This window comes from Cocleimonas flava, assembly GCF_004339015.1.
Classification (GTDB): Bacteria; Pseudomonadota; Gammaproteobacteria; order Thiotrichales; family Thiotrichaceae; genus Cocleimonas; species Cocleimonas flava.
Genome location: NZ_SMFQ01000002.1, coordinates 760555 through 780827, shown reverse-complemented (window position 1 = coordinate 780827; position 20273 = coordinate 760555). Strand labels below are relative to the sequence as shown.

Genomic DNA, 20273 nt, shown 5'->3' with positions numbered 1-20273 from the left:
CTTTCCCGAATTATTTTATAAGTTTTACAGCGTTCCAGATTTTATCTGCTAATTCTTCCGAGCCTAAAAAGCGAACCAGACCTAGTTTGCCGAATTTTAAAAAATGAGTGTGTCTGGCAATTACTTCGTCAAGTTCAAGTTTTGCTTCTTTGATTAAGCCTAACTTGGCAAAGCATACAGCTCGCGCTAAAGGACCATGAATGATGCCTGGAGAAGTGATTTTTTTGGCTTCCGTTAATGCGTCCTGGTACTTTTCTTGTCTAAAAAAGTTAAGGAAAGGCGTGGTGTGATACCACGATGGAATATAAGGCAATTCCAGCACTGCATTGACTAGTGACATACCTTCTTCCCATTTTCCCATCATGCAAAGATGGAAACCCGCGACATATTCAATCACAGGATGATGTTTGCAAATTCTACGAGCTAAAGAGAATTCTTCATTAGCGTGCGACCACTCATTCAAACAAAATAAGATTTGTGCCAAGGCAGAATGTGCCTCATGCGAATTTGGTCTGATACGTATCGCTTTTTCTGCGCACAGTTTACCTGTTTGTAAAGGTTGCTCAATTAATCGGTAGCCGTACACATAGTCTCGGCGGCAATACTCTGCCATTATAATATTGGCGATCAAATCATTGGGGTTTTGCTGCAGAATGTTTTCACACACTCTTACGGCTTTGAGCATGGATCTTTTATTTAGATGGCTTGAATAATATCGATAATATGCCAGCGCCTGATTTTCTGCGGGAATCTGTTCCGGGTTTATAAGCAGATTTCTAGTCCAATGAGCTTGCATAACCCCTTTATAAATATCTGCTATTTCTGCAGTGATCTTGCCGCTGATTTTGCATAGTTCTTCTGATGAGAATTTTGCATCAATAATATAATCTTCCGACCACAAAACCTCTTTTGAATTAGAATCATAAAGTCTGTAAATCAGATTGTTTCTTTTGTCTGGTAATTCCTGTAGCAATAACGTTAAAGAATAATCCGACTGGTGCTTCTTTTTAATCTTTTTCAGTGATCCTTCCGAGTTGCTTTTATCCGCAAAAGGAATCGATACAATCAGTTTGGAAAAGACAAAATGACTGAGCTTTGTGGCAATGTTATCGCTGATTAAATAAAGTGATTTATTCACCTCATTGCTTTGTGTCTTATCCGAGAAGCAGGCCAATGTAAGCAATGGTCCTGTGGATTCCACGATGATTTTCTTTTGCTTGTTACCGGATTTTCCCTGCTTCTTTTTAGTAATAACGGGTATGTCTTCTACACCAAGAAATTCTGGTGAATAGGAGCCCGTAGGAATGTTGATGATTATTTCGTCGTTACTTCCATCCTGGTCATAGTATTTCTTTAAACGGGTTCTTACTCGACCACCTAAAATTCTGACGACAGGGCTTTGGTTTGGATCAAAGTCATCTGGAAATTCAAGTGCCTCGATCGCAATTGTGAATTGTTTAAGGGAGTTTCCTTCGCCAGCCAATACTTTTTTTACAACATAGGATAAAAAGTTCTGCATTTGTTTTGCGGAACTAAAATGTTTGCTTTCCAGAATACGTTTTAATTGGTCTTTTACCAATTGAGCGTGTTCTTTTGTGAAAGTTAATGGTGTGATTGGGGGATCACTAACCATGGCTGATGTTACCTTGTTTAATTTTTTGGGCATTATTTACTATAAAGTAAGCTTTGAATAATCAGAAAGTTTTATGATGAGCGGTTGTCTTGGCTATTAGAAATTAAATGAATTCAATAAATTAAATAAAAAAGTCCCCTTATACACGCTTAGTTCTAGTTTCGGCTAAAGGCGAGCTAGTATTTAGCTTTCGCATACATGAGTAGGCCATTTCTAAAAACGAAATAATAATCTCATTGTAAGTAGGGGGTGCCTTTAGATTTTATGGTTGCATTGAAAGCACTTTAGTAAGCAAAGATATCAACATCCTTTCCTTCTTCTCTGATTCTTTCTGCTCGGGCTGATATATACCGTTGAAAATTTTCTTCTGTTTTATACGCTCCGGAAATGACATAATCAAAAACAGACTGAATATGAAAAGTTCTCAGTTGGGCATCCACACGCATCACCTCTTTTCCTTCATGATTAAAGAAGAGAATGGCAGGTAAATAGGATATTCCGAGTTGGTCTGCCCAGTCCTTTGATGAGAGTTTTACATTTGACGGCGTTGTTATTGGGGCTTCAGAAAACCTATCCAGTTGAATTGAAATAAATTTTTTGGCTAATTCCCGGGTTGCTTCATCTTTTAGTGTTTTGTTGTGTAATAGCTCACAATTAGGGCAATCCGCTTTTTCAAAATACACGGCAAGATATTCATCTATTTCTTTGGCTTTCTGAGTCAAGTCCGAGCCTGTCTTATCGAAGAAATCTTCTGGAATAAGCGCTTTTCGATCATCGCTACTAGCAGCTTTTTTAGGAGGTTTAGTTGCAGAGGCATACTCCCCAAATGTCTGGGATTTTTCCATTTTATCAGCAACATAACGCATACTTTGCTGGAATTCTTCAACGGGAATATAGCCGTTTAAGCGGTGCACGACTTTCTTGTTTTCATTGAAGAACAAGAGGGTTGGGGTGTACTTGATATTTAATGCGGCGGCGAATGATTTTTCTGTGAAGTTTTTACCAGCAACACTGATTACTTCGCGATCCCCCCACATATTCATCGCGATAATATCGAAATTATCTCTGAATGTTTTTACGACATCTTCACTAGAAAAGTTCTCTTCCCAAAGTTGATTGCAATAAGGACATCCGGGTTGCCAAAAGTATAAGACCAGTCGTTTATTGTTCTCTGTAGCTTCCTCAATATCTTCTTCAAAATCGAGAAAACTCTCTTTAAACCATTCCGGATGAGTTGCTGTTTTTGCGCCGAAATATTCACCCATCTTTTTATCTTCTGCGTGGGTGGAAAACATGAGGAAAGCACCACATAGCAGTATATATGACATCAGTTTTATCGATTTATTCATAGTATTTCTCACCAATAAATTGTGCTGATTTGAAAAAGCACCAATTGCGTTCATCACTAAAATAGGTACACTGTATCGTTAAAGGAAATTCTGAACAATCTAGTATAATTTGACAAGGTTATTCGAAACTTCCTGAAACGGGCCTCTAATCTAATAAAAACTATATTCAATGATTGAATTTAACGCGGTAAGTAAACAATACCCTACTGGGCAGTTGGCGCTTTATAACGTCAATTTGAAACTCAATCAGGGAGAAATGGCATTTCTAACTGGGCATTCAGGTGCGGGTAAAAGTACCTTGTTAAAGCTAATTGCTTTGTTAGATGAGCCTTCGTCCGGTGAAGTCATTGTAGCAGGTCAAAATACGAAAACGATTAAGCAACGTAAGACGCCTGCTTTCAGACGTAATATCGGAATGATCTTTCAGGACCATCACTTACTGCTCGATCGAAGTGTTTTCGACAATATCGCCCTGCCTTTAAAAATAGAAGGTATGCGCCATCAGGATATCAAACGCAGAGTCCGAGCGGCTTTGGATAAAGTAAATCTATTGTCTAAAGAAGATCAGTTTCCGATGATGTTGTCGGCGGGTGAAAAGCAGCGTGTCGGTATCGCGAGAGCGGTAGTGAATAAGCCGGCGATTATCCTGGCTGATGAGCCAACAGGTAATTTAGACCCAGACTTGGCAAGCGATATCATGCATACGTTTAAGCAGTTCAATGAATATGGTTCTACCGTACTGATCGCAAGTCATGATCATGAACTGATTAAAGAAATGAAAAAGCGAATCATTGTTTTACGTAAAGTGAAAACAACAAATACAAAAGCTGGATTAAAAAATGGGCGCTAAATACCATCAATCAGGCTCATTCTTGGGAAGCCTAATGGGTCACCATAAAGAGGCGATTGTATATAGCCTTGCAAAACTCTGGCAATCTAATCTATCGACCTGGATAACCTTAGCAGCGATTGCAATTGCGTTATGTTTGCCAGCGAGTCTGCATCTGTTACTGCAAAATCTAAAGTCATTGACCGACGATAAACGTGAAGTGCCGACGATTTCATTGTTTATCAAACAGGATATTTCAGAACAGCGTGCGCGTGATCGTGGCGAACTCTTAGAAGAATTATCGCAAATTGATAAAGTCGTATTAGTGCCGCGCGATGAAGCGCTAAAAGATTTTCGCAAGATAACAGGCTTTGCTGAAACTTTAGAGACACTCGACGAAAACCCTTTACCACATGTGCTGGTAGTAACTCCCCATATTAATCTTATCGGCAATCCTGAAGAGGATATGGAAAAGCTCGCCGCTAAGCTAAACACTTATCCTGAAATCGATTTAGTCCAGATGGATATCGAATGGGTAAGGCGTTTGCGCAGTATTTTGCGTATTGCGGAAAGGGCTATATTTGTAATTTCGGCGTTATTGGCTCTAACTGTTCTTTTGGTAATCGGTAACACCATACGGTTGAATATTGAAAACCGAAAAGAAGAGATTAAGGTCTCTAAATTAATCGGTGCAACAGCGGCTTATATTCGACGGCCTTTTTTGTATACGGGTGTTTGGTACGGCTTGTTTGGCGGAGTCATGAGTTTGGTTCTGGTTCATCTCGCGCTGTTATGGTTTGTTGGGCCCGTGAATGAATTGGCTCGCTTATACGGAAGTACCTTTGTTATCAGCGGCTTAAGTGTCGCTACAACGTTCTTTATTTTATTCGCCAGTAGTTTACTCGGACTTGTTGGTGCCTGGATTGCTGTAGGTAGTCATCTTAGAAGTACTAAGCTAGAAGAATAAAGCAGTCTTTCTGATGACATTTTCTGATCCTGTAAGCTTTATTATTTTAGCTGTCGTAGGTGCCGTGGCTGGCTTTTTAAATGTTCTGGCTGGTGGTGGTTCTGCGCTAACGATTCCTTTAATGATCTTTTTAGGATACGACGCAACCGTTGCGAATGGTTCTAATAGGATCGCTATTCAGGTCGAAGCTTTAACGGCAGTGGCTGCCTATAAAAAGAATAAGCATTCCGATTTCCCCTTAAGTTTAAAACTAGCTTTGATGACACTCCCGGGTGGTATTCTGGGTGCATTTTATGCAGTAAAAATTGATGATGCATTATTCACCAAAGTGCTCGGTGTCGTGATGGTGTTAATCATTTTCACCTTAATGTTTCCCAAATCAGAAGTCATAGCTCACGCTAAAAATCATAAGTGGAAAAAATGGCTCGCATGGCCAGTGATGTTCGCCGTAGGTTTTTATGGTGGATTCATTCAGGCCGGTGTGGGTTTCATCATTATGTCGGCTTTATTGCACTTGTATGGCATGGATCTAATAAAGGTCAATATGCACAAGGTATTTATCGTCATGGTGTTTACTGTACCAGCAGTGATTGTTTTTATTGTAACGGGAAATGTGGATTGGTTTGCCGCGGTGGCGCTATCTGTGGGAATGGTTCTGGGTACTTTTGTTGCGGTGAAAGTTTCTTTGAAAAAGGGCGAGAAATTTGTTCGTCTTATTTTGGGTGTTTCACTGTTGATTATCGCGACTAAACTATTTTTGATTTAATGCTAAATAGTTTTATGGATATAAGCCTCATCCAAAAATTCAAATAAAAACCCAAGCATTCAAATCAATCAAATGCTTGGGTATATGACGACCTGCAGACATCTAATTATCAACTACGTGTGTTTAAAATAAATGGATGCATCTTTTTTCTTAATTTATTCAAATCTTTTTTAAAGTCAATTTCGCTTAAGCCACCCCCCTACTTACAAGGCTTTTTTCAGGAGTTATATCCTGACTTGATATATGTCACTAACTAGTATAAGAATCTTGAATATAACTAATGTAGTCCACATGATGTTTGCATCAAGTGAGTAATTTAAAGAAATTAATGCCCACATAAAATTAAAGTAGGTACGACTATGAGAACAGATAAATTAACCAGTAAATTTCAACTGGCACTACAAGATGCTCAGTCTCTAGCATTAGGGCGCGATCATCAGTTTATAGAACCCAATCATTTAATGCTGGCATTGCTCGACCAGGAAGGAGGCAGTGCACGCGGATTATTAATGCAAGCTGGTGTGAATGTAAATTTACTACGTTCACAATTAGGCGAAGCGATTGATCGCATGCCGAGTGTGTCTGGCGGAGACGCTGGTGAAGTGCATATATCAAACGATCTTTCGCGCGTATTAAATGTGACGGACAAGCTGGCACAGAAAAGAAATGATCAATACATTTCATCTGAACTTTTTATTCTAGCGGCGCTAGAAGATAAGGGTGAGCTTGGCACAATATTAAAGAACAATGGCGCAACCAAAGCAGCTATAGAACAAGCCATTGATGCAATGCGTGGCGGTCAGTCTGTGGATGATCCAAATGCAGAAGATCAGCGTGAGGCACTCAAAAAATACACTATCGATCTTACCGAACGTGCGGAACAAGGCAAGATAGATCCTATTATCGGCCGCGATGAAGAGATTCGTCGCATGGTGCAAATATTACAGCGTCGAACTAAAAACAATCCCGTAATAATCGGTGAGCCAGGTGTTGGTAAAACAGCCTTGGTTGAAGGTCTGGCACAACGTATTGTGAATGGCGAAGTACCTGATAGCGTCAAGAATAAGCGCTTATTGTCATTGGATTTAGCTGCGTTATTAGCGGGTGCAAAATTCCGTGGTGACTTCGAGGAACGATTAAAAGCAGTGCTTAGCGATATCGCAAAATCAGAAGGCAATGTCATTCTGTTTATCGATGAGCTTCATACTATGGTTGGCGCAGGTGCGTCGGAAGGCTCTATGGATGCCGGTAATATGTTGAAGCCTGCTCTAGCGCGCGGAGAACTTCACTGTGTGGGTGCTACAACGCTGGATGAGTACCGTAAATACATTGAAAAAGATGCGGCTCTTGAACGTCGTTTCCAGAAAATTATTGTTGATGAACCAACCGTTGAAGACACGATTGCAATTCTTCGTGGTTTGAAAGAAAAGTACGAAGCGCATCATGGTGTAGAAATTACCGACCCAGCGATTGTGAGTGCTGCGGTACTGTCACATCGTTATATTGCGGATCGTCAACTACCGGATAAGGCAATCGACTTGATCGATGAAGCAGCATCACGTATTCGTCTTGAAATTGACTCTAAACCAGAGGCAATGGATAAGCTTGAGCGTAAGCTGATTCAATATAAGATCGAAAGGGAAGCATTGAAGAAAGAATCTGACGATGCATCGAAAAAACGCCTCGATGAGTTGCAAGAGAAGATTGATGATCAGGAAAAAGAATTTTCTGATCTGGAAGAAATCTGGAAGTCTGAAAAGGCAGCAGTTCAGGGAACCGCGCACATCAAAGAAGCACTCGATCAGGCGCGTATTGAGCTCGAGACAGCACATCGTGCGGGTGATTTGCAGCGTATGTCTGAGTTGCAGTATGGACGTATTCCTGAGTTAGAAAAGCAGATACAAGAAGCCGGCGATTCAGATGTCACAAAAGAATTCCAGTTACTTAGAAACAAAGTAACAGAAGAAGAAATTGCTGAGATCGTGGCGCATTGGACAGGAATTCCTGTGTCTAAAATGCTCGAAGGTGAGCGCGATAAATTACTCCGTATGGAAGATGAGTTGCGTAAACAGGTTATCGGTCAGGAAGAAGCGGTGATTGCGGTATCGAATGCGATAAGACGTTCACGTGCTGGACTTTCAGATCCGAATCGTCCGAATGGCTCTTTCTTATTCCTCGGCCCAACGGGTGTCGGTAAGACTGAGTTAACTAAAGCGTTGGCAACATTCTTGTTTGATACGCCAGATGCGATGGTTCGTATTGATATGTCTGAGTTCATGGAGAAGCATTCTGTGGCTCGTTTGATCGGTGCGCCTCCAGGTTACGTTGGCTATGAAGAAGGTGGTTACTTAACGGAGCTCGTTCGTCGTAAGCCATACTCAGTTGTATTGCTGGATGAGGTTGAGAAGGCGCACCCTGATGTGTTCAATATCCTGCTTCAAGTGTTGGATGATGGTCGATTGACAGATGGTCAAGGACGTACTGTAGACTTTAAAAATACCGTTATTGTCATGACATCTAACATGGGTTCTGACGTTATTCAGAGAATGGCGGGTGAAGAAGGTTACGCGGAAAATTACGACGAGATGAAAAGTGCCGTGATGGAAGTCGTTGGAACACACTTCCGTCCTGAGTTTATCAACCGTATCGATGATAGCGTCGTATTCAGACCACTAGGTAAAGCTGAGATTCGTCAAATCGCAACGCTACAACTTGGTATTTTGAACAAGCGTTTGGAAGAAAACGAATTACATATTGAGTTTACTGATAGCGCGCTTGATTTACTCGGCGAAGAAGGATTTGATCCGGTTTATGGTGCTCGTCCTCTTAAACGTGCGATTCAAAGTGAGCTTGAGAATCCATTAGCGCAAAAATTATTGGCAGGTGAGTTTGTTGCCGGAGATACTATTTTTGTAGATGCTAAAGATGGAAAGCTCGTATTTGGAAGCCAAACGCTGCACTAAGTTTTGAGTGATAAGCGATTTAGTCACCCTGTAAAAAAAGCCCTCTAAAGTAGGGGGGTGGCTTTAATAAAAAAAGGCCGGTTTAGTTTTCTAAATCGGCCTTTTTTGTATCTATATTTTTGTATCTATAACGTAAGTAATAAAAAGCGTTAACGCTTTTTAGAAGCTATATAGCGTTAATTTGAAGTTCACATCTTCAATGATTTGTTTCCCTTTTTCTTCAAGGGTACTGGCATCAACAAAGCGAACGGAAAAACGTTGTTTGCCTGCGCTAATTTCTGGGTATAGCTCAGCACTTTCATCCAGTTCGAGACTGAGAATTTGATAGTCAGTGTTTGGGTTTAGCGTCGCTTGAAAGAAACCACCCTTTGCAACGGCTTCGCTTTCTTCTTTGCCTTGATAGATTAATTCCATCAATAACTCGATTGCCTCAAATGCAATCTCATAGGGTCTGCCCCAGCCTTTTAAATCTCTGACTCTTTCTTCTTCATCTTTGTTGAGCCAGTAATTGAACAGCGGAACGTCAATATCATTGATACCACCAGCAATAGATGCACGTTGCTTTAATATATTCAGAAAGTTGTGTGATTTTAACTGTTGGCCCAATTGCCCACGAAAGCTGTAAAGGCGTTTACTCTTTTCATCGAGTTTCTCGAGTATTCTATTGGCTCGTGTGCTATCGACGCCCTGCATGCCTTCCACTTGTCTAACGGCTTGTGTTTGAATATCTAACACATGAAGTGCGGCATTTTTAACATCTAAACGCGATGATAAATTATACAGTTCTAACAGCACCATGATGGCTGCCTGGCAATTTACGGGGGTAGGGTCTTCTAAATGTTTATTAAATCGCTTGATGAGGTAACTTAATCTCATGAACAGGCGGATTTTTTCATTTAAAGGTTGTTGGTAAACGGCCATAGTTATTAGTAATTAAAACCCACTCGATTTAATTTTAGAATTGTTGCAATAGGACATCTCAGTTTTGATCTAGATGTTTAAAGCTTTCTAAATCAAGTATCGTTTTAGTATATCAGAGCTGAGGTCTGGATAAACCGAGAAAATTTTTATGCAGTGATATTATTTGTTCTTGTAAAAAGTCTGGCGACTCGGAATTATCCAGTATATGTGTCGCGTGTTCAATGCGCTCTTCCCTGCTGGCTTGCGCTTTAAGTATGTTTTCTATCTGAGCCGTGCTGAGATTATCGCGTTGCTTCACTCTTTCTATTTGTTGTTCTGGCAAGATATCCACAACAATTATTTTGTCGAACATTTCCTGATAGTTTTTCTCAACCAGTAAAGGGATATCTACGATTAAGTAGTCTGCGTCAGAGGTATCTGTAGCTTCGGCAATTTGATCTTCAATTTCTTTTTTTATACGTGGATGAAGGATATCTTCCACTTTTTGTAGTGCGCTTTCGTCTTTAAAAATGAGGCTTTTGAGTTGTTGACGATCCAGTGCTCCGTGTTGGGTTAGCACATCGTCACCAAAATGTTCTGCTAGCTCGTCGAGTGCTTTGCTGCCAATTTCTACCATGTCTTTGGCGATTTTGTCTGCATCGATTATGGGAATGCCCAAAACACGAAAGGCATCGACAGCGGTACTTTTACCACTGCCGATGCCTCCTGTAAGACCAACTATTAGCATCTTGAAAATCTAAACGTTAATTATCTTAAATTATGCGTATACAGATTCTTTTTTAAACTTTTTGCAAAGAAGGTAGTAGAAAGTAACGCGCGATTTGATGCGGTCTTCTTTCATGGTTTCGCACACTTCTTTGATTGCTGCATCAAGCTCTGGTCCGTCTTCAAGTCCTAGCTTTTTCATTAAGTAGTTTTTCTTAACGGTCGCTAATTCTTTTGGGTCTGAACAAGCCACTGAGCTTGAGTCTTTGTTGTGAACAGATGGGCCCAATCCCTTAAAAACTGCAGTTATTAATTTATCATCAGCACCTTTGTCGAACTTTTTTACGTTTACGATAGCGCTTTCTACATCTGCCATTTTGTATCTCCTTAGGTATGCCCGGAAAATCCGAACGATTAAAATCGAGTCAACGCCTTGATTTTAAATGGGTGAAAATCATTAATCAAGGCACTTAGCTTTGCAGCTCTTCCCTTGATTTGTAGAGCTCAAGAGCTTCTGGGTTCGCTAAAGATTCGATATTTTTAACACTATCTCCATGGACTATATTTCGTACTGCGAGTTCAACAATTTTTCCACTTTTGGTGCGTGGAATATCTGCTACTTGAAGCACTTTCGCCGGCACATGACGAGGCGTGGTATTGCTACGGATTTGTTTCTTAATTTTGTCGATTAACTCGTCGTTTAAACTTAGGTCGCCCGTAAGTTTCACGAACAGTACAACACGAACATCATCTTGCCAGTTTTGCCCTATAACGATTGATTCCTGAACTTCATCCAGCTTTTCAACCTGACGATAGATTTCAGCCGTTCCTATTCTGACACCGCCTGGGTTTAATACCGTATCTGAGCGACCGTAGAAAATTAATCCGCCGTTTTCGGTCTCGGTCACGTAATCGCCATGACACCAAGTGTTTTCATAAGTAGCAAAATAAGCATCGAAGTATTTTTTGCCATCCGGATCATTCCAGAAGCCTATAGGCATACAAGGGAAAGGCTTGGCACAAACCAGTTCACCTTTATCGTTAATAACAGGTTGGCCTTTGTCATCCCAGATTTCTACCTGCATGCCGAGGCCCTTGCACTGAAGTTCTCCACGATAAACAGGTAATACAGCGCAACCTAGTGCAAAACAGGACACAATGTCAGTGCCACCTGATATGGATGATAAGCACACGTCAGTTTTCACTTTTTCATAAATATAGTCATAACTTTCAGGGGCTAATACAGAGCCAGTCGATAAAATGCTATTCAGGCTTTTAAGTGAATGAGTGCTTTTTAAATCGACATCATCTTTGCGTAATACATCGATATATTTAGCAGATGTGCCAAATACATTGATCTCTTCCTGATCAACATAATCCCATAGAATATTTTCATTAGGATAGAATGGAGAACCGTCATATAGCATGAGAGTCGCACCCGTAGATAGGGCGCTTACTAGCCAGTTCCACATCATCCAGCCACAAGTAGTGAAGTAGAAGATCTTATCTTTTGGCTTCAGGTTAACGTGCAATAAATGTTCTTTTAAATGCTGGAGTAAAGTTCCGCCAACGCCATGTACAATACATTTTGGAACACCTGTCGTGCCTGAAGAGTACATAATGTAAAGGGGTTCGTTAAAACCAACGCGAGTGTATTCAAGCTCTGCATTCGCATGTGTTTCTAGAATATCAGGGTAATTAACAGCATTTTCTAGTGTCGTGGAATCCGCATAGGGAACTGTGATTAACTGCTCAACAGAGGTTAGCTTTTCTGAAATCTCTTTTACCTTGTCCAGGCAGTTATGCGTTTTCCCATTATAGAAATAAGCATTAGCGGCAATAAATATCTTAGGTTCTACTTGTCCGAAGCGGTCTACTACACCTTGAACGCCAAAATCAGGAGAGCAAGACGTCCACACACCACCGATGCTGGTTGTCGCCAGCATGCAAATCACCGTTTCTGGTACGTTTGGCATAAAGCCAGCAACTACATCACCTTGTTTAAGACCGATGCTTTTCAGGTATGCTGCCATGCTGGCAACTTGAGACTTTAGATCAGAGAAACTCAAGCTTCTTTTGACTTGATCTTCGCCCCAGAAAACAATCGCGGTTTGATCAGGGTCGTTGTTATTGCTTCGTTCAAAATTATTAAGAAGATTTTCAGCAAAATTTAACGAAGAATCAGAGAACCAGACAGCACCTGGCATTTTGTCTTTATTTTCAAGAACAGACTCACCACGGTCTGCGATGACGTGTGAGTAATCCCAAATTTGTGACCAGAAATTTTCCGGGTGTTTTATCGACCAGGCATGCAATTCTGCAAAATTGGTAACGGATGCCTGATAGTTTTTATTCACTAGCCCGATGAATTCTGTCACATTAGCGGAATCTACAGTGTCTTGACTAGGTGTCCATAGTGCTTTTTTACTTGTTGTCATTACCAATCTGGCCTCATTATTTCTATCGCTTGTTGATAGTTGGCAACAGCGATGTTTTCAGAAGCCAAGTAATTTACCATTTGTGAGATCAGTTCAGCATTGTTTTTTGCAATACTTCCGTTAGCTAATTCGCAATTGTTCTCAAAACCGAGTCTTATGTGACCTCCTAACTTAGTCGCTAATTGTCCTGCAGGGTATTCATTAGGACCAAATGCGCAAATCATCCAGCTTGCTGCAGGTAGCTTGTCGGTGATTTCAGCGGTAAGAACGCTGTTGTCAAAAGATCCTTCAGGGGTTTCTTTTCCGATCACTAAAAGAATAGGGTAAGCCTTTCCAGGAATGACTTTTCTTTTTACCCAATCGTAATACATGTTTAAATCATGGTCGTTATAGAGAATCAACTGGGGAAATGTCTCTGCCTCTCGCATTTTGTGAAAGTGATCAGTAATGATGTGTTCGTCTAAATCTCGTATCTCCCTGAGTCCAATCGATACCGCATTGGGTTTGAGTGCGTGAATCATTTCAAATTGCTGTTCGGCAGAGTAAATGCCAACCGCTTCTGAAGTTACTTGTATGAAGATATTAGGTTCTGCTTTTTGTATTTCTTGTATCGCTTCTTTGTAGGCATCGACAGATAGGCTGTGTCGATTGTTTTCATCTCTTACGTGTAAATGAATCATCGAAGCGCCAGCCGCAGCACAATTCAATGCTGTTTCTGATAGCTCTTCTGCATTTAACGGAATCTGCGGATGATCTGTTTTTAGTTTTCTTGCGCCATTCGGAGCAACCGCTATAAGTAGGAGGGTGTCTTTCATTTTATGGGTTCTAATTATTGAGATGTTTTGTCCGTTAGTGCTTAAGTTTAGGCTATTTCACAGAGAGAATTGCTTCTCTAATGGACTTATTTAAGCGTTCGGCAATTTGAGCCACGTTTTCTTCATCGATAATAAAAGGAGGTGCGATGAGGATATGGTCTCCATTGACACCGTCTAGTGTTCCGCCCATTGGATAAACCATTAATAAATTTTCCATGGCTTTCTTTTTAATGTGTTTATGTAGCTTAAGCGCTGGGTCAAAAGGTTGTTTCGAGGCTTTGTCAGCAACTAATTCAACGCCTAAAAAGAGACCTCGACCACGGATGTCTCCAATATGCTCACTCACTAAGACATCTGCATCAAAGCTTTCTTTAAGTGCTTTTTTCAGATTAGACCCTTGTCGTTTGACATTATTCAGTAAATTTTGCTTTTGAATTTCTAATTGCGTGGCGTAGCCTGCGGCACACCCAGTAGGGTGGCCAATATAGGTGTGACCATGCTGGAAGAAGCCAGTACCATTATCAATTGCATCAACAATTTTTTTGCTGATGAGCACAGCCCCAAGTGCCTGATAACCTGCGGCAATACCTTTCGCTATAGTTTGTAAGTCGCCTTGTACACCTTCTTGTTCGCAGGCATGCAAGGTGCCTGTCCTGCCCATACCACACATAACCTCATCAAGTATTAAAAGCACATCATATTGATCGCAGATTTCTCGAATACGTTTAAAGTAACCTTCGGGTGGGGTCAATGCCCCAGCTGTTGCACCTACGACTGTCTCTGCGACAAAGGCTGCTACATTCTCTTCACCAAGGTCGAGGATCATGGTTTCTAATTCATTAGCAATGCGTTGGCCATATTCAAAATTCGTTTCTGATTCTCGTTGCTCACGATATTCATAACAGGCTGAAATATGATGCCCTTCAGCAAGTAATGGATCAAAAGGTTTACGCCGCCATAGATTGCCGCCAATTGCTAATGCGCCTAGCGTATTACCATGATAGCTTTGCTTTCTGGCTATAAAATATTTTTTATCGGTTTTGCCTTTTTCCAGAAAATATTGTCTGGCGAGCTTCAATGAGGTTTCCACAGCTTCAGACCCACCAGAAACAAAATACACCTGAGAAAAATCACCTTCAGAATGTGCAATCAAGTGTTCGGCGAGTAATTCTTGAGAATCATTGGTGAAAAAACTGGTGTGTGCATAAGGCACAGCATTGATCTGATCGATTATTGCTTGTTTGACGCGTTGGTTGGAGTGTCCGAGGCAAGAAACAGCAGCACCACCGCAAGCATCAAGGTAGCGATTATTTTGTTTATCGATTAGATAAACCCCTTCACCTTTTGCAATAGTCGGCAGTTGAGGGTTGCTGGTTCGTTGCATGATGTTGGAATGCTTGTTCATGGTGATTTCCTGGTTAATACATCAGTTATTATCAGTAGAGAGTTTTTGACTATTACATTGTTTTTGCATTGATGAATTTGTCTAGATTAAATTTACACCGATTTCTATTGGGTGGATAATATAATTTTCTACGCTATCCATGCCTAAAAGTCATATATGATTTATCACCAATTGCCGCCATTAAATTCTGTCAAAGCCTTTGAGACAGTCGTAAGAGAAGGTTCTATCAGTGAAGCGGCTAGAGTGTTGTTCGTTAGTCAGAGTGCAGTGAGCCGCCATATTGCCAAGCTGGAAGCCTTTTTAGATTGCAGGCTGTTTAAACGAGGCAAGTCAGGAAGCGTGCCTACTGAAGCGGGCAAAGAGTTTTATATTCACATTAGCCCTGCGTTGAATAGTATTCTGGAAGCGACAAATAAAATCCGTGCCACGCAATCTGGTGTCAATATTATAAAAGTAAGCTCTCTATCGAGCTTTGCGTTGAAGTGGTTAGTGCCTCGTTTGAAACAGTTTCAAGAGGCTCATCCTGGCATTATTCTTGATTTGTCTATATCCGACGATCGTCCGGATTTTGAATATACCCAAATTGATTGTGCAATCGTTTCTGAAGTATCGCCTTTATTTGAAGAAGGTGACGATATGCTTTTTTCGGAACAGCTCATTGTAGTGGCTTCGCCGAGTATTTTGAGTGGGCAAATATTCAAAGACCCGGCTGATATAAAAGCTTTCCCCTTAATTCACACCAAAACACGAATAGAATTATGGAAAGAGTGGTGTACTGAATATGAGGTAGACAATACTCATGGATCATTTGCCGGATTAAATTTTCAGGATTTTTATATATCGATCGCTGCCTGTATATCAGGTAACGGAATTGCGCTTGTGCCCTCATTTTTGGTCAGGCAAGAGCTGACAGATGGGAGTTTAGTGCAACCTGTTCCTCAAACTTTACTATCCGGGAAAAAATATAGATTCGTTACGCCGCAACTTAAGAGGCAAAATAAATCAGTAATAGCGCTCAGAGATTGGTTGATGCATGAAACAAAAAATGAAAATCTGTAAAAATTGATTAGCCTGCTCTGAAATACCAGGCTGGAATTATTTTTAGAAACATACTGACGGTTTAATATCGAATCAAATTTTTTTCTCAGCTTTATTCATTGATATGTACTAAGTTTTTAGCTGAGGAGTGATTGATGTCTAAAACCAAAGTAAAGAAAACTAAGGGTAGTTGTCTGTGTGGGGAAGTGAAATATGAAATCGCAGGAAGTTTAGGTGTATTTCAATATTGTCACTGCTCGCGTTGCAGAAAATTCACTGGCAGTGCTCATGCAGCCAATATCATCGTTGCACCAGACCAGTTTAAGTGGATATCTGGTGAGGAGTTATTAGGTCGTTTTGAATTTCCCGAGGCAAGACATTTTGCCACATCCTTTTGTACCTGCTGCGGCTCATCGTTACCGTGGAAAACAAATAGTGAGAAAGCAGTAGTCATACCCGCAGGTACCTTAGATGGAGATCCTGAATTAAGACCATTCCAGAATATATATTATGGATCCAGAGCCGACTGGTACGAAGATGCCAGTGATCTCATTCGCTATGACGAGCTGCCCTTAAAGAAAAAGGGCTAGTTTAGTTTCATCTTTGCAAAAATTTAATGCGGAAATTCACGTGGATCATCACGGTAACCGTCTTTCAGGCCTTTAGTTACAATTGCAACCGCATCGTGTGGGTGTAAGCTTTCCATATGATTCACACGAATCCAGAAGTCTTCAAGGGTATTGTCAGATTCTAATGCTGCCTGTACACGTCTTGCCGCATCTTCACAAAACATTAGATTAGCTGCATTTAAACGCGCGAATTCCTGCTCGTCTTCACGTTTTACTGCTGCTTGTACAGGGGTAGAAAGCGCATCTTCGATCTGATCAATCAAACGTGAAATAGGCATGTCCTTAACTTGATCTGTCAGTTTTACTCTGACTTGGGCAATGCTTCTTTGGCTGTGAGGCGTTGCAGAAATGCCTTCTGTTGTGCCCAGCCATTGGTGAACTAGGCTTGCATCAATTTGGCCGCTATCTCCAAATTTAGTCTGGAAGCCCTGCTGAATAATATCTCGCGCGAGTGCCGCCGAACATGGGCAAGTCGATGAATAAGGGACTTCAATACTTAATTCGGTGGTTAATTCACCTTGGCGCAAAGAAGAAATAGCTCTCACTGGGTAACTCTTCCAACCCGTATTGTCACTGATGAGTGAATCTCTACGTTCAAAGAAGTTAAAACGACATTCGAGATAAGCACTATCACTCTTGCCATCTTGAGAGTTGGCAAACTGTTCTACAACGGTGTGTAGAAGATCAGGAGTGATTGTGTTGTCACTTAATATCTGATCTACCGCCAAATATAAACGTGACATGTGAATGCCTTTGCTCTCTGGGTCGATCAGGTTTACATACGCTTGCACACTGGCAACCGTTTGGATTTCTTTGCCTTTTCCTGTCAGCATGTGCACTGGCAATTCGATCTCACTCATGCCTACCCAATTTAACGTGGCATTCGGTCCAGAATGTGGTTCATTCGTAACATCTGGTAAATTGCAGCTGTTATCGTTACAGCTTTCACTTGCACTCATGGCAAATCCATATAAATAATCAAACAGACGCGCGATTATACAGAAACCTACGCACAATAGAATAGATACCCTATTAGTGTTGTTAGAATGCGGAAATCCCCCTATATAGCCATGTATAGGGAGTTGATATAATTAGATTAACTATAATTAATTTTTTCTTGGTAGCGTATAGGTGTAAAATATACCTAAATTATTACTAATAAATAAATCCTATCAAAAGTAAATTATGAGCGTAGACACCCTGCCAGAAGAAGTAAAAAATATTAGTAGCTATGATGCTTTTAGTAAAGTGCGCAAGCATCTGCAAACTAAAATCATCGGACAAGCATTGCTAGTAGACCGTTTGTTGATTTCACTACTGGCAGATGGGCACCTGCTAGTTGAAGGCGCGCCCGGTTTAGCCAAAACGACAGCAATTAAAGAATTGTCCGCTGTTTTAGAAGGCGATTTCCATCGTTTGCAATTTACCCCAGATCTTTTACCGGGTGATTTAACCGGTAGTGATGTGTATCGACCAGAAACAGGCGAATTTGTTTTTCAGAAAGGGCCTTTATTTCATAATTTGGTTTTAGCCGATGAAATCAATCGTGCACCTGCAAAAGTGCAGTCAGCATTACTTGAAGCGATGGGTGAACATCAAATCACCGTTGGTGGAACTACTTATAAGTTGCCGCGACCATTTTTGGTCATGGCGACACAAAACCCAATAGAGCAAGAAGGAACATATCCGTTGCCTGAAGCACAATTGGACCGTTTCTTGATGCATGTTTTCATCGATTATCCTGATGCCAAATCAGAAAAATTGATTCTAGAACTCGCGCGCCAACAAGCACGGGAAGAGTACAAGGATGTTACTAAAACATCATTTAATTTGAGTAAAGCTGATGTAGAACAAGCCCAGCAAGAAGTGCTCTCAATCCATATGGCAGAGCCTGTTCAAGAGTATCTGGTTCAACTGATTCTGGCGAGTCGTAAACCAGCCGCTTACAGTCAGGAATTAGCGCGCTGGATTAGTTACGGCGGAAGCCCACGTGCGACAATATCCTTAGATCGTTGTGCGCGTGCGCATGCATGGTTACAAGGTCGAGACTATGTTTCACCAGAGGATGTTCAGGCAGTGGCTTACGATGTTTTGCGTCATCGCTTACTTATTTCATACGAAGCAGAGGCCGAAGGCATTTCCGCTGACAACGTTATTGAGGAACTGATTCAACAAGTACCGGTCTCATAACTATGAGTTTGCTTAACCGCTGGTTTCAAGGTCTCAAACGTTCTGAAGCAGAACAGGTTGAAAGTGCGCTTGTAGGTACAGGAACGCACATTACTGCCAAAGAATTGATTAGCTTACAGCAACAAGCACATAAACTGGATATGAGCCGTCGTAGCTACGCGCGATCATCGACTACCGGAACCCATCATTCTTCATTTCGCGGTCGTGGAATGGATTATCAAGAATCAAGAATTTATCAGGCGGGCGATGATATCCGCAATATGGACTGGCGTGTCACAGCCCGTGCTGGCCAGCCGCATACAAAATTGTATCAAGAAGAACGAGAACGCCCAGTGGTGTTGTTGGTCGATTTCAATCCCGGTATGTTTTTTGGCTCAATTAAATCATTGAAGTCAGTCGTTGCCGCCAAAGCTGCAACTCTAATTGCCTGGTCGGTGGCCTCTCGTGGCGATAGAATCGGCGCGTTAATTATCAATTCCAGCCATCACGAATTACCGCCCAAAACCGGTAAACGTGGTGTGCTACAGCTAATCCGTGAATTGGTTAAACACAGTGATCCAGTGCAAGGTTTATCCACAGAGCAAAGCCACACCAGTTTGAATGATGAGCTTAAACGCTTAAGACGTATTGCTCGCCCCGGGTCGCTGGTTTTCTTGATAAGCGATTTCTACGATATCGATCAGGATACCGCAAACCACATTCAGTTTATTTCGCGTCATAGTGATATACAGTTGATACAAGTTGTTGATCCTCTGGAAATGGTTCCTCCGCCACCAGCGCGTTATGCAATCACTAATGGAGAAGACACAGGAATGTTAAATACCCGATCTAAAAAAGGCCGAGAGGATTTTCGTGAGTTTATTAGCCAGCATCATCAGGATATTCAACAACTTGCCCGTAAATATAATCTTTCGTTGATACAGCTATCAACCGCGGATGATGTCTTGCTAGAACTGCAACGTAACTTTGGCAATAGCAAAAGAAGAAAGCCGATGAGTTCGTCGCTGGATGTTCATTCAGAAGGAAAGGCGCAAGAAAGTACACAGGAAAAAACGCCTATAAGTGGGGGGGTGACTTCCACTAAATCTACCAACGCAAGCCGCACATCAAATAACAGCAAGGTTGCGTAAATGGATCCGCAAGAAGCCTTACAACTGAAAGACATACATCTTCCCGGAAGCCCCGATTTGTGGCCTCTGGCTATGGGGTGGTGGTTATTATTTACTCTGATATTTTTAGCCTTATTCTGGCTGTTTATCGTATTAAGAAAACGTAAACGATTAAGAAAAAGAAGAAGAGAACTGCTCAAGACCTTAAGTGATCTAGAGAATAAGTTAAGAAAAGATCCAAGTAGCGAAACGCTGGCCGAAGTGAATATATTATTGCGCCAATTGGCGGTAAATTATTATCCACGCTCAGAGATAGCAAGCCTCACGGGTGGGGATTGGTTGCACTTTCTGGATGAGTCTGGAGACACGCATGGATTTAGTCGGGGGGCAGGTCGAATACTCATCGAAGCGCCTTATCAGACTGGAAAAGTGCAGAATTTCAATATCGATGAATTTATTCCTCTGGTAAGGCATTGGGTCAAAAAAACGGCTCAAAGTGGGGGGGGTGTGGTTTGA

At 41.3% G+C, this 20273-nt stretch carries 18 protein-coding genes; 9 read left to right on the top strand and 9 right to left on the bottom strand.

The window, feature by feature from the left end; all coding sequences use genetic code 11:
• Positions 1-10 precede the first annotated feature (10 nt).
• Positions 11-1633 carry a tetratricopeptide repeat protein gene (locus EV695_RS03575; RefSeq protein WP_131904535.1) on the bottom strand — a complete coding sequence of 541 codons (1623 nt, stop codon included), beginning with the start codon at positions 1631-1633 and terminating at the stop codon, positions 11-13.
• A gap of 284 nt (positions 1634-1917) precedes the next feature.
• Entirely contained in the window at positions 1918-2982 is a 1065-nt protein-coding gene (locus EV695_RS03570) for a thioredoxin family protein (RefSeq protein ID WP_165874604.1), read from the bottom strand.
• Between the two features lie 169 nt (positions 2983-3151).
• Here EV695_RS03570 and ftsE point away from each other — a divergent pair, with 169 nt between their 5' ends.
• From ftsE to clpB, 4 genes are all read left to right on the top strand, one after another.
• Complete coding sequence (gene ftsE / locus EV695_RS03565) at positions 3152-3832, top strand: cell division ATP-binding protein FtsE (protein WP_131904533.1); 681 nt, start codon at positions 3152-3154, stop codon at positions 3830-3832.
• A complete protein-coding gene (ftsX, locus tag EV695_RS03560; protein ID WP_131904532.1) occupies positions 3822-4778 on the top strand; it encodes a permease-like cell division protein FtsX in 957 nt (318 codons plus the stop codon). The genes ftsE and ftsX overlap by 11 nt, the downstream gene beginning before the upstream one ends.
• 13 nt (positions 4779-4791) lie before the next feature.
• Positions 4792-5544 (top strand): sulfite exporter TauE/SafE family protein, encoded by a 753-nt coding sequence (locus tag EV695_RS03555; protein ID WP_131904531.1) that lies wholly within the window; start codon positions 4792-4794, stop codon positions 5542-5544.
• Between the two features lie 359 nt (positions 5545-5903).
• Entirely contained in the window at positions 5904-8507 is a 2604-nt protein-coding gene (clpB, locus tag EV695_RS03550; protein ID WP_131904530.1) for an ATP-dependent chaperone ClpB, read from the top strand.
• 159 nt (positions 8508-8666) lie between these two features.
• On the opposite strand, the gene EV695_RS03545 is transcribed toward clpB, so the two are convergent.
• From EV695_RS03545 to EV695_RS03520, 6 genes are all read right to left on the bottom strand, one after another.
• Positions 8667-9428 carry a cell division protein ZapD gene (locus EV695_RS03545; protein WP_131904529.1) on the bottom strand — a complete coding sequence of 254 codons (762 nt, stop codon included), beginning with the start codon at positions 9426-9428 and terminating at the stop codon, positions 8667-8669.
• A 112-nt stretch (positions 9429-9540) separates the two neighbouring features.
• On the bottom strand, positions 9541-10155 hold the full coding sequence (gene coaE, locus EV695_RS03540; protein ID WP_131904528.1) for a dephospho-CoA kinase: 615 nt from the start codon (positions 10153-10155) through the stop codon (positions 9541-9543).
• 30 nt (positions 10156-10185) lie between these two features.
• Entirely contained in the window at positions 10186-10509 is a 324-nt protein-coding gene (locus EV695_RS03535) for a DUF2853 family protein (protein ID WP_131904527.1), read from the bottom strand.
• Positions 10510-10603: 94 nt separating this feature from the next.
• Positions 10604-12571 carry an acetoacetate--CoA ligase gene (locus tag EV695_RS03530; RefSeq protein WP_131904526.1) on the bottom strand — a complete coding sequence of 656 codons (1968 nt, stop codon included), beginning with the start codon at positions 12569-12571 and terminating at the stop codon, positions 10604-10606.
• Positions 12571-13386 carry a beta-keto acid cleavage family enzyme gene (locus EV695_RS03525; protein WP_131904525.1) on the bottom strand — a complete coding sequence of 272 codons (816 nt, stop codon included), beginning with the start codon at positions 13384-13386 and terminating at the stop codon, positions 12571-12573. The genes EV695_RS03530 and EV695_RS03525 overlap by 1 nt, the downstream gene beginning before the upstream one ends.
• A gap of 52 nt (positions 13387-13438) precedes the next feature.
• Positions 13439-14791, bottom strand: coding sequence for an aspartate aminotransferase family protein (locus EV695_RS03520; RefSeq protein WP_243651449.1), 1353 nt, complete (start codon positions 14789-14791; stop codon positions 13439-13441).
• Positions 14792-14947: 156 nt separating this feature from the next.
• On the opposite strand from EV695_RS03520, the gene EV695_RS03515 reads away from it, so the two are divergent.
• The gene (locus EV695_RS03515; protein WP_131904524.1) at positions 14948-15850 is read left to right on the top strand and encodes a LysR substrate-binding domain-containing protein; all 903 of its coding nucleotides are present in this window, start codon (positions 14948-14950) and stop codon (positions 15848-15850) included.
• A gap of 134 nt (positions 15851-15984) precedes the next feature.
• Positions 15985-16419, top strand: coding sequence for a GFA family protein (locus EV695_RS03510; RefSeq protein ID WP_131904523.1), 435 nt, complete (start codon positions 15985-15987; stop codon positions 16417-16419).
• A gap of 23 nt (positions 16420-16442) precedes the next feature.
• Here the strand turns inward: EV695_RS03510 and folE2 are convergent, their stop codons facing one another.
• Complete coding sequence (gene folE2 / locus EV695_RS03505; protein ID WP_131904522.1) at positions 16443-17417, bottom strand: GTP cyclohydrolase FolE2; 975 nt, start codon at positions 17415-17417, stop codon at positions 16443-16445.
• Between the two features lie 226 nt (positions 17418-17643).
• Here folE2 and EV695_RS03500 point away from each other — a divergent pair, with 226 nt between their 5' ends.
• From EV695_RS03500 to EV695_RS03490, 3 genes are read left to right on the top strand one after another with little or no spacing between them, the layout of a single operon-like run.
• A complete protein-coding gene (locus EV695_RS03500; RefSeq protein WP_131904521.1) occupies positions 17644-18648 on the top strand; it encodes an AAA family ATPase in 1005 nt (334 codons plus the stop codon).
• A gap of 2 nt (positions 18649-18650) precedes the next feature.
• Positions 18651-19778, top strand: a complete 1128-nt coding sequence (locus EV695_RS03495) for a DUF58 domain-containing protein (protein ID WP_131904520.1) — start codon at positions 18651-18653, stop codon at positions 19776-19778.
• Entirely contained in the window at positions 19779-20273 is a 495-nt protein-coding gene (locus EV695_RS03490; RefSeq protein WP_131904519.1) for a DUF4381 domain-containing protein, read from the top strand. It begins immediately after the preceding gene.

Bases quoted from the DNA above. Each gene is read 5' to 3' on its own strand.
- EV695_RS03575 (WP_131904535.1), bottom strand. From the start codon at position 1,633: ATGGTTAGTGATCCCCCAATCACACCATTAACTTTCACAAAAGAACAC.
- EV695_RS03570 (WP_165874604.1), bottom strand. From the start codon at position 2,982: ATGAATAAATCGATAAAACTGATGTCATATATACTGCTATGTGGTGCT.
- ftsE (WP_131904533.1), top strand. From the start codon at position 3,152: ATGATTGAATTTAACGCGGTAAGTAAACAATACCCTACTGGGCAGTTG.
- ftsX (WP_131904532.1), top strand. From the start codon at position 3,822: ATGGGCGCTAAATACCATCAATCAGGCTCATTCTTGGGAAGCCTAATG.
- EV695_RS03555 (WP_131904531.1), top strand. From the start codon at position 4,792: ATGACATTTTCTGATCCTGTAAGCTTTATTATTTTAGCTGTCGTAGGT.
- clpB (WP_131904530.1), top strand. From the start codon at position 5,904: ATGAGAACAGATAAATTAACCAGTAAATTTCAACTGGCACTACAAGAT.
- EV695_RS03545 (WP_131904529.1), bottom strand. From the start codon at position 9,428: ATGGCCGTTTACCAACAACCTTTAAATGAAAAAATCCGCCTGTTCATG.
- coaE (WP_131904528.1), bottom strand. From the start codon at position 10,155: ATGCTAATAGTTGGTCTTACAGGAGGCATCGGCAGTGGTAAAAGTACC.
- EV695_RS03535 (WP_131904527.1), bottom strand. From the start codon at position 10,509: ATGGCAGATGTAGAAAGCGCTATCGTAAACGTAAAAAAGTTCGACAAA.
- EV695_RS03530 (WP_131904526.1), bottom strand. From the start codon at position 12,571: ATGACAACAAGTAAAAAAGCACTATGGACACCTAGTCAAGACACTGTA.
- EV695_RS03525 (WP_131904525.1), bottom strand. From the start codon at position 13,386: ATGAAAGACACCCTCCTACTTATAGCGGTTGCTCCGAATGGCGCAAGA.
- EV695_RS03520 (WP_243651449.1), bottom strand. From the start codon at position 14,791: ATGAACAAGCATTCCAACATCATGCAACGAACCAGCAACCCTCAACTG.
- EV695_RS03515 (WP_131904524.1), top strand. From the start codon at position 14,948: ATGATTTATCACCAATTGCCGCCATTAAATTCTGTCAAAGCCTTTGAG.
- EV695_RS03510 (WP_131904523.1), top strand. From the start codon at position 15,985: ATGTCTAAAACCAAAGTAAAGAAAACTAAGGGTAGTTGTCTGTGTGGG.
- folE2 (WP_131904522.1), bottom strand. From the start codon at position 17,417: ATGAGTGCAAGTGAAAGCTGTAACGATAACAGCTGCAATTTACCAGAT.
- EV695_RS03500 (WP_131904521.1), top strand. From the start codon at position 17,644: ATGAGCGTAGACACCCTGCCAGAAGAAGTAAAAAATATTAGTAGCTAT.
- EV695_RS03495 (WP_131904520.1), top strand. From the start codon at position 18,651: ATGAGTTTGCTTAACCGCTGGTTTCAAGGTCTCAAACGTTCTGAAGCA.
- EV695_RS03490 (WP_131904519.1), top strand. From the start codon at position 19,779: ATGGATCCGCAAGAAGCCTTACAACTGAAAGACATACATCTTCCCGGA.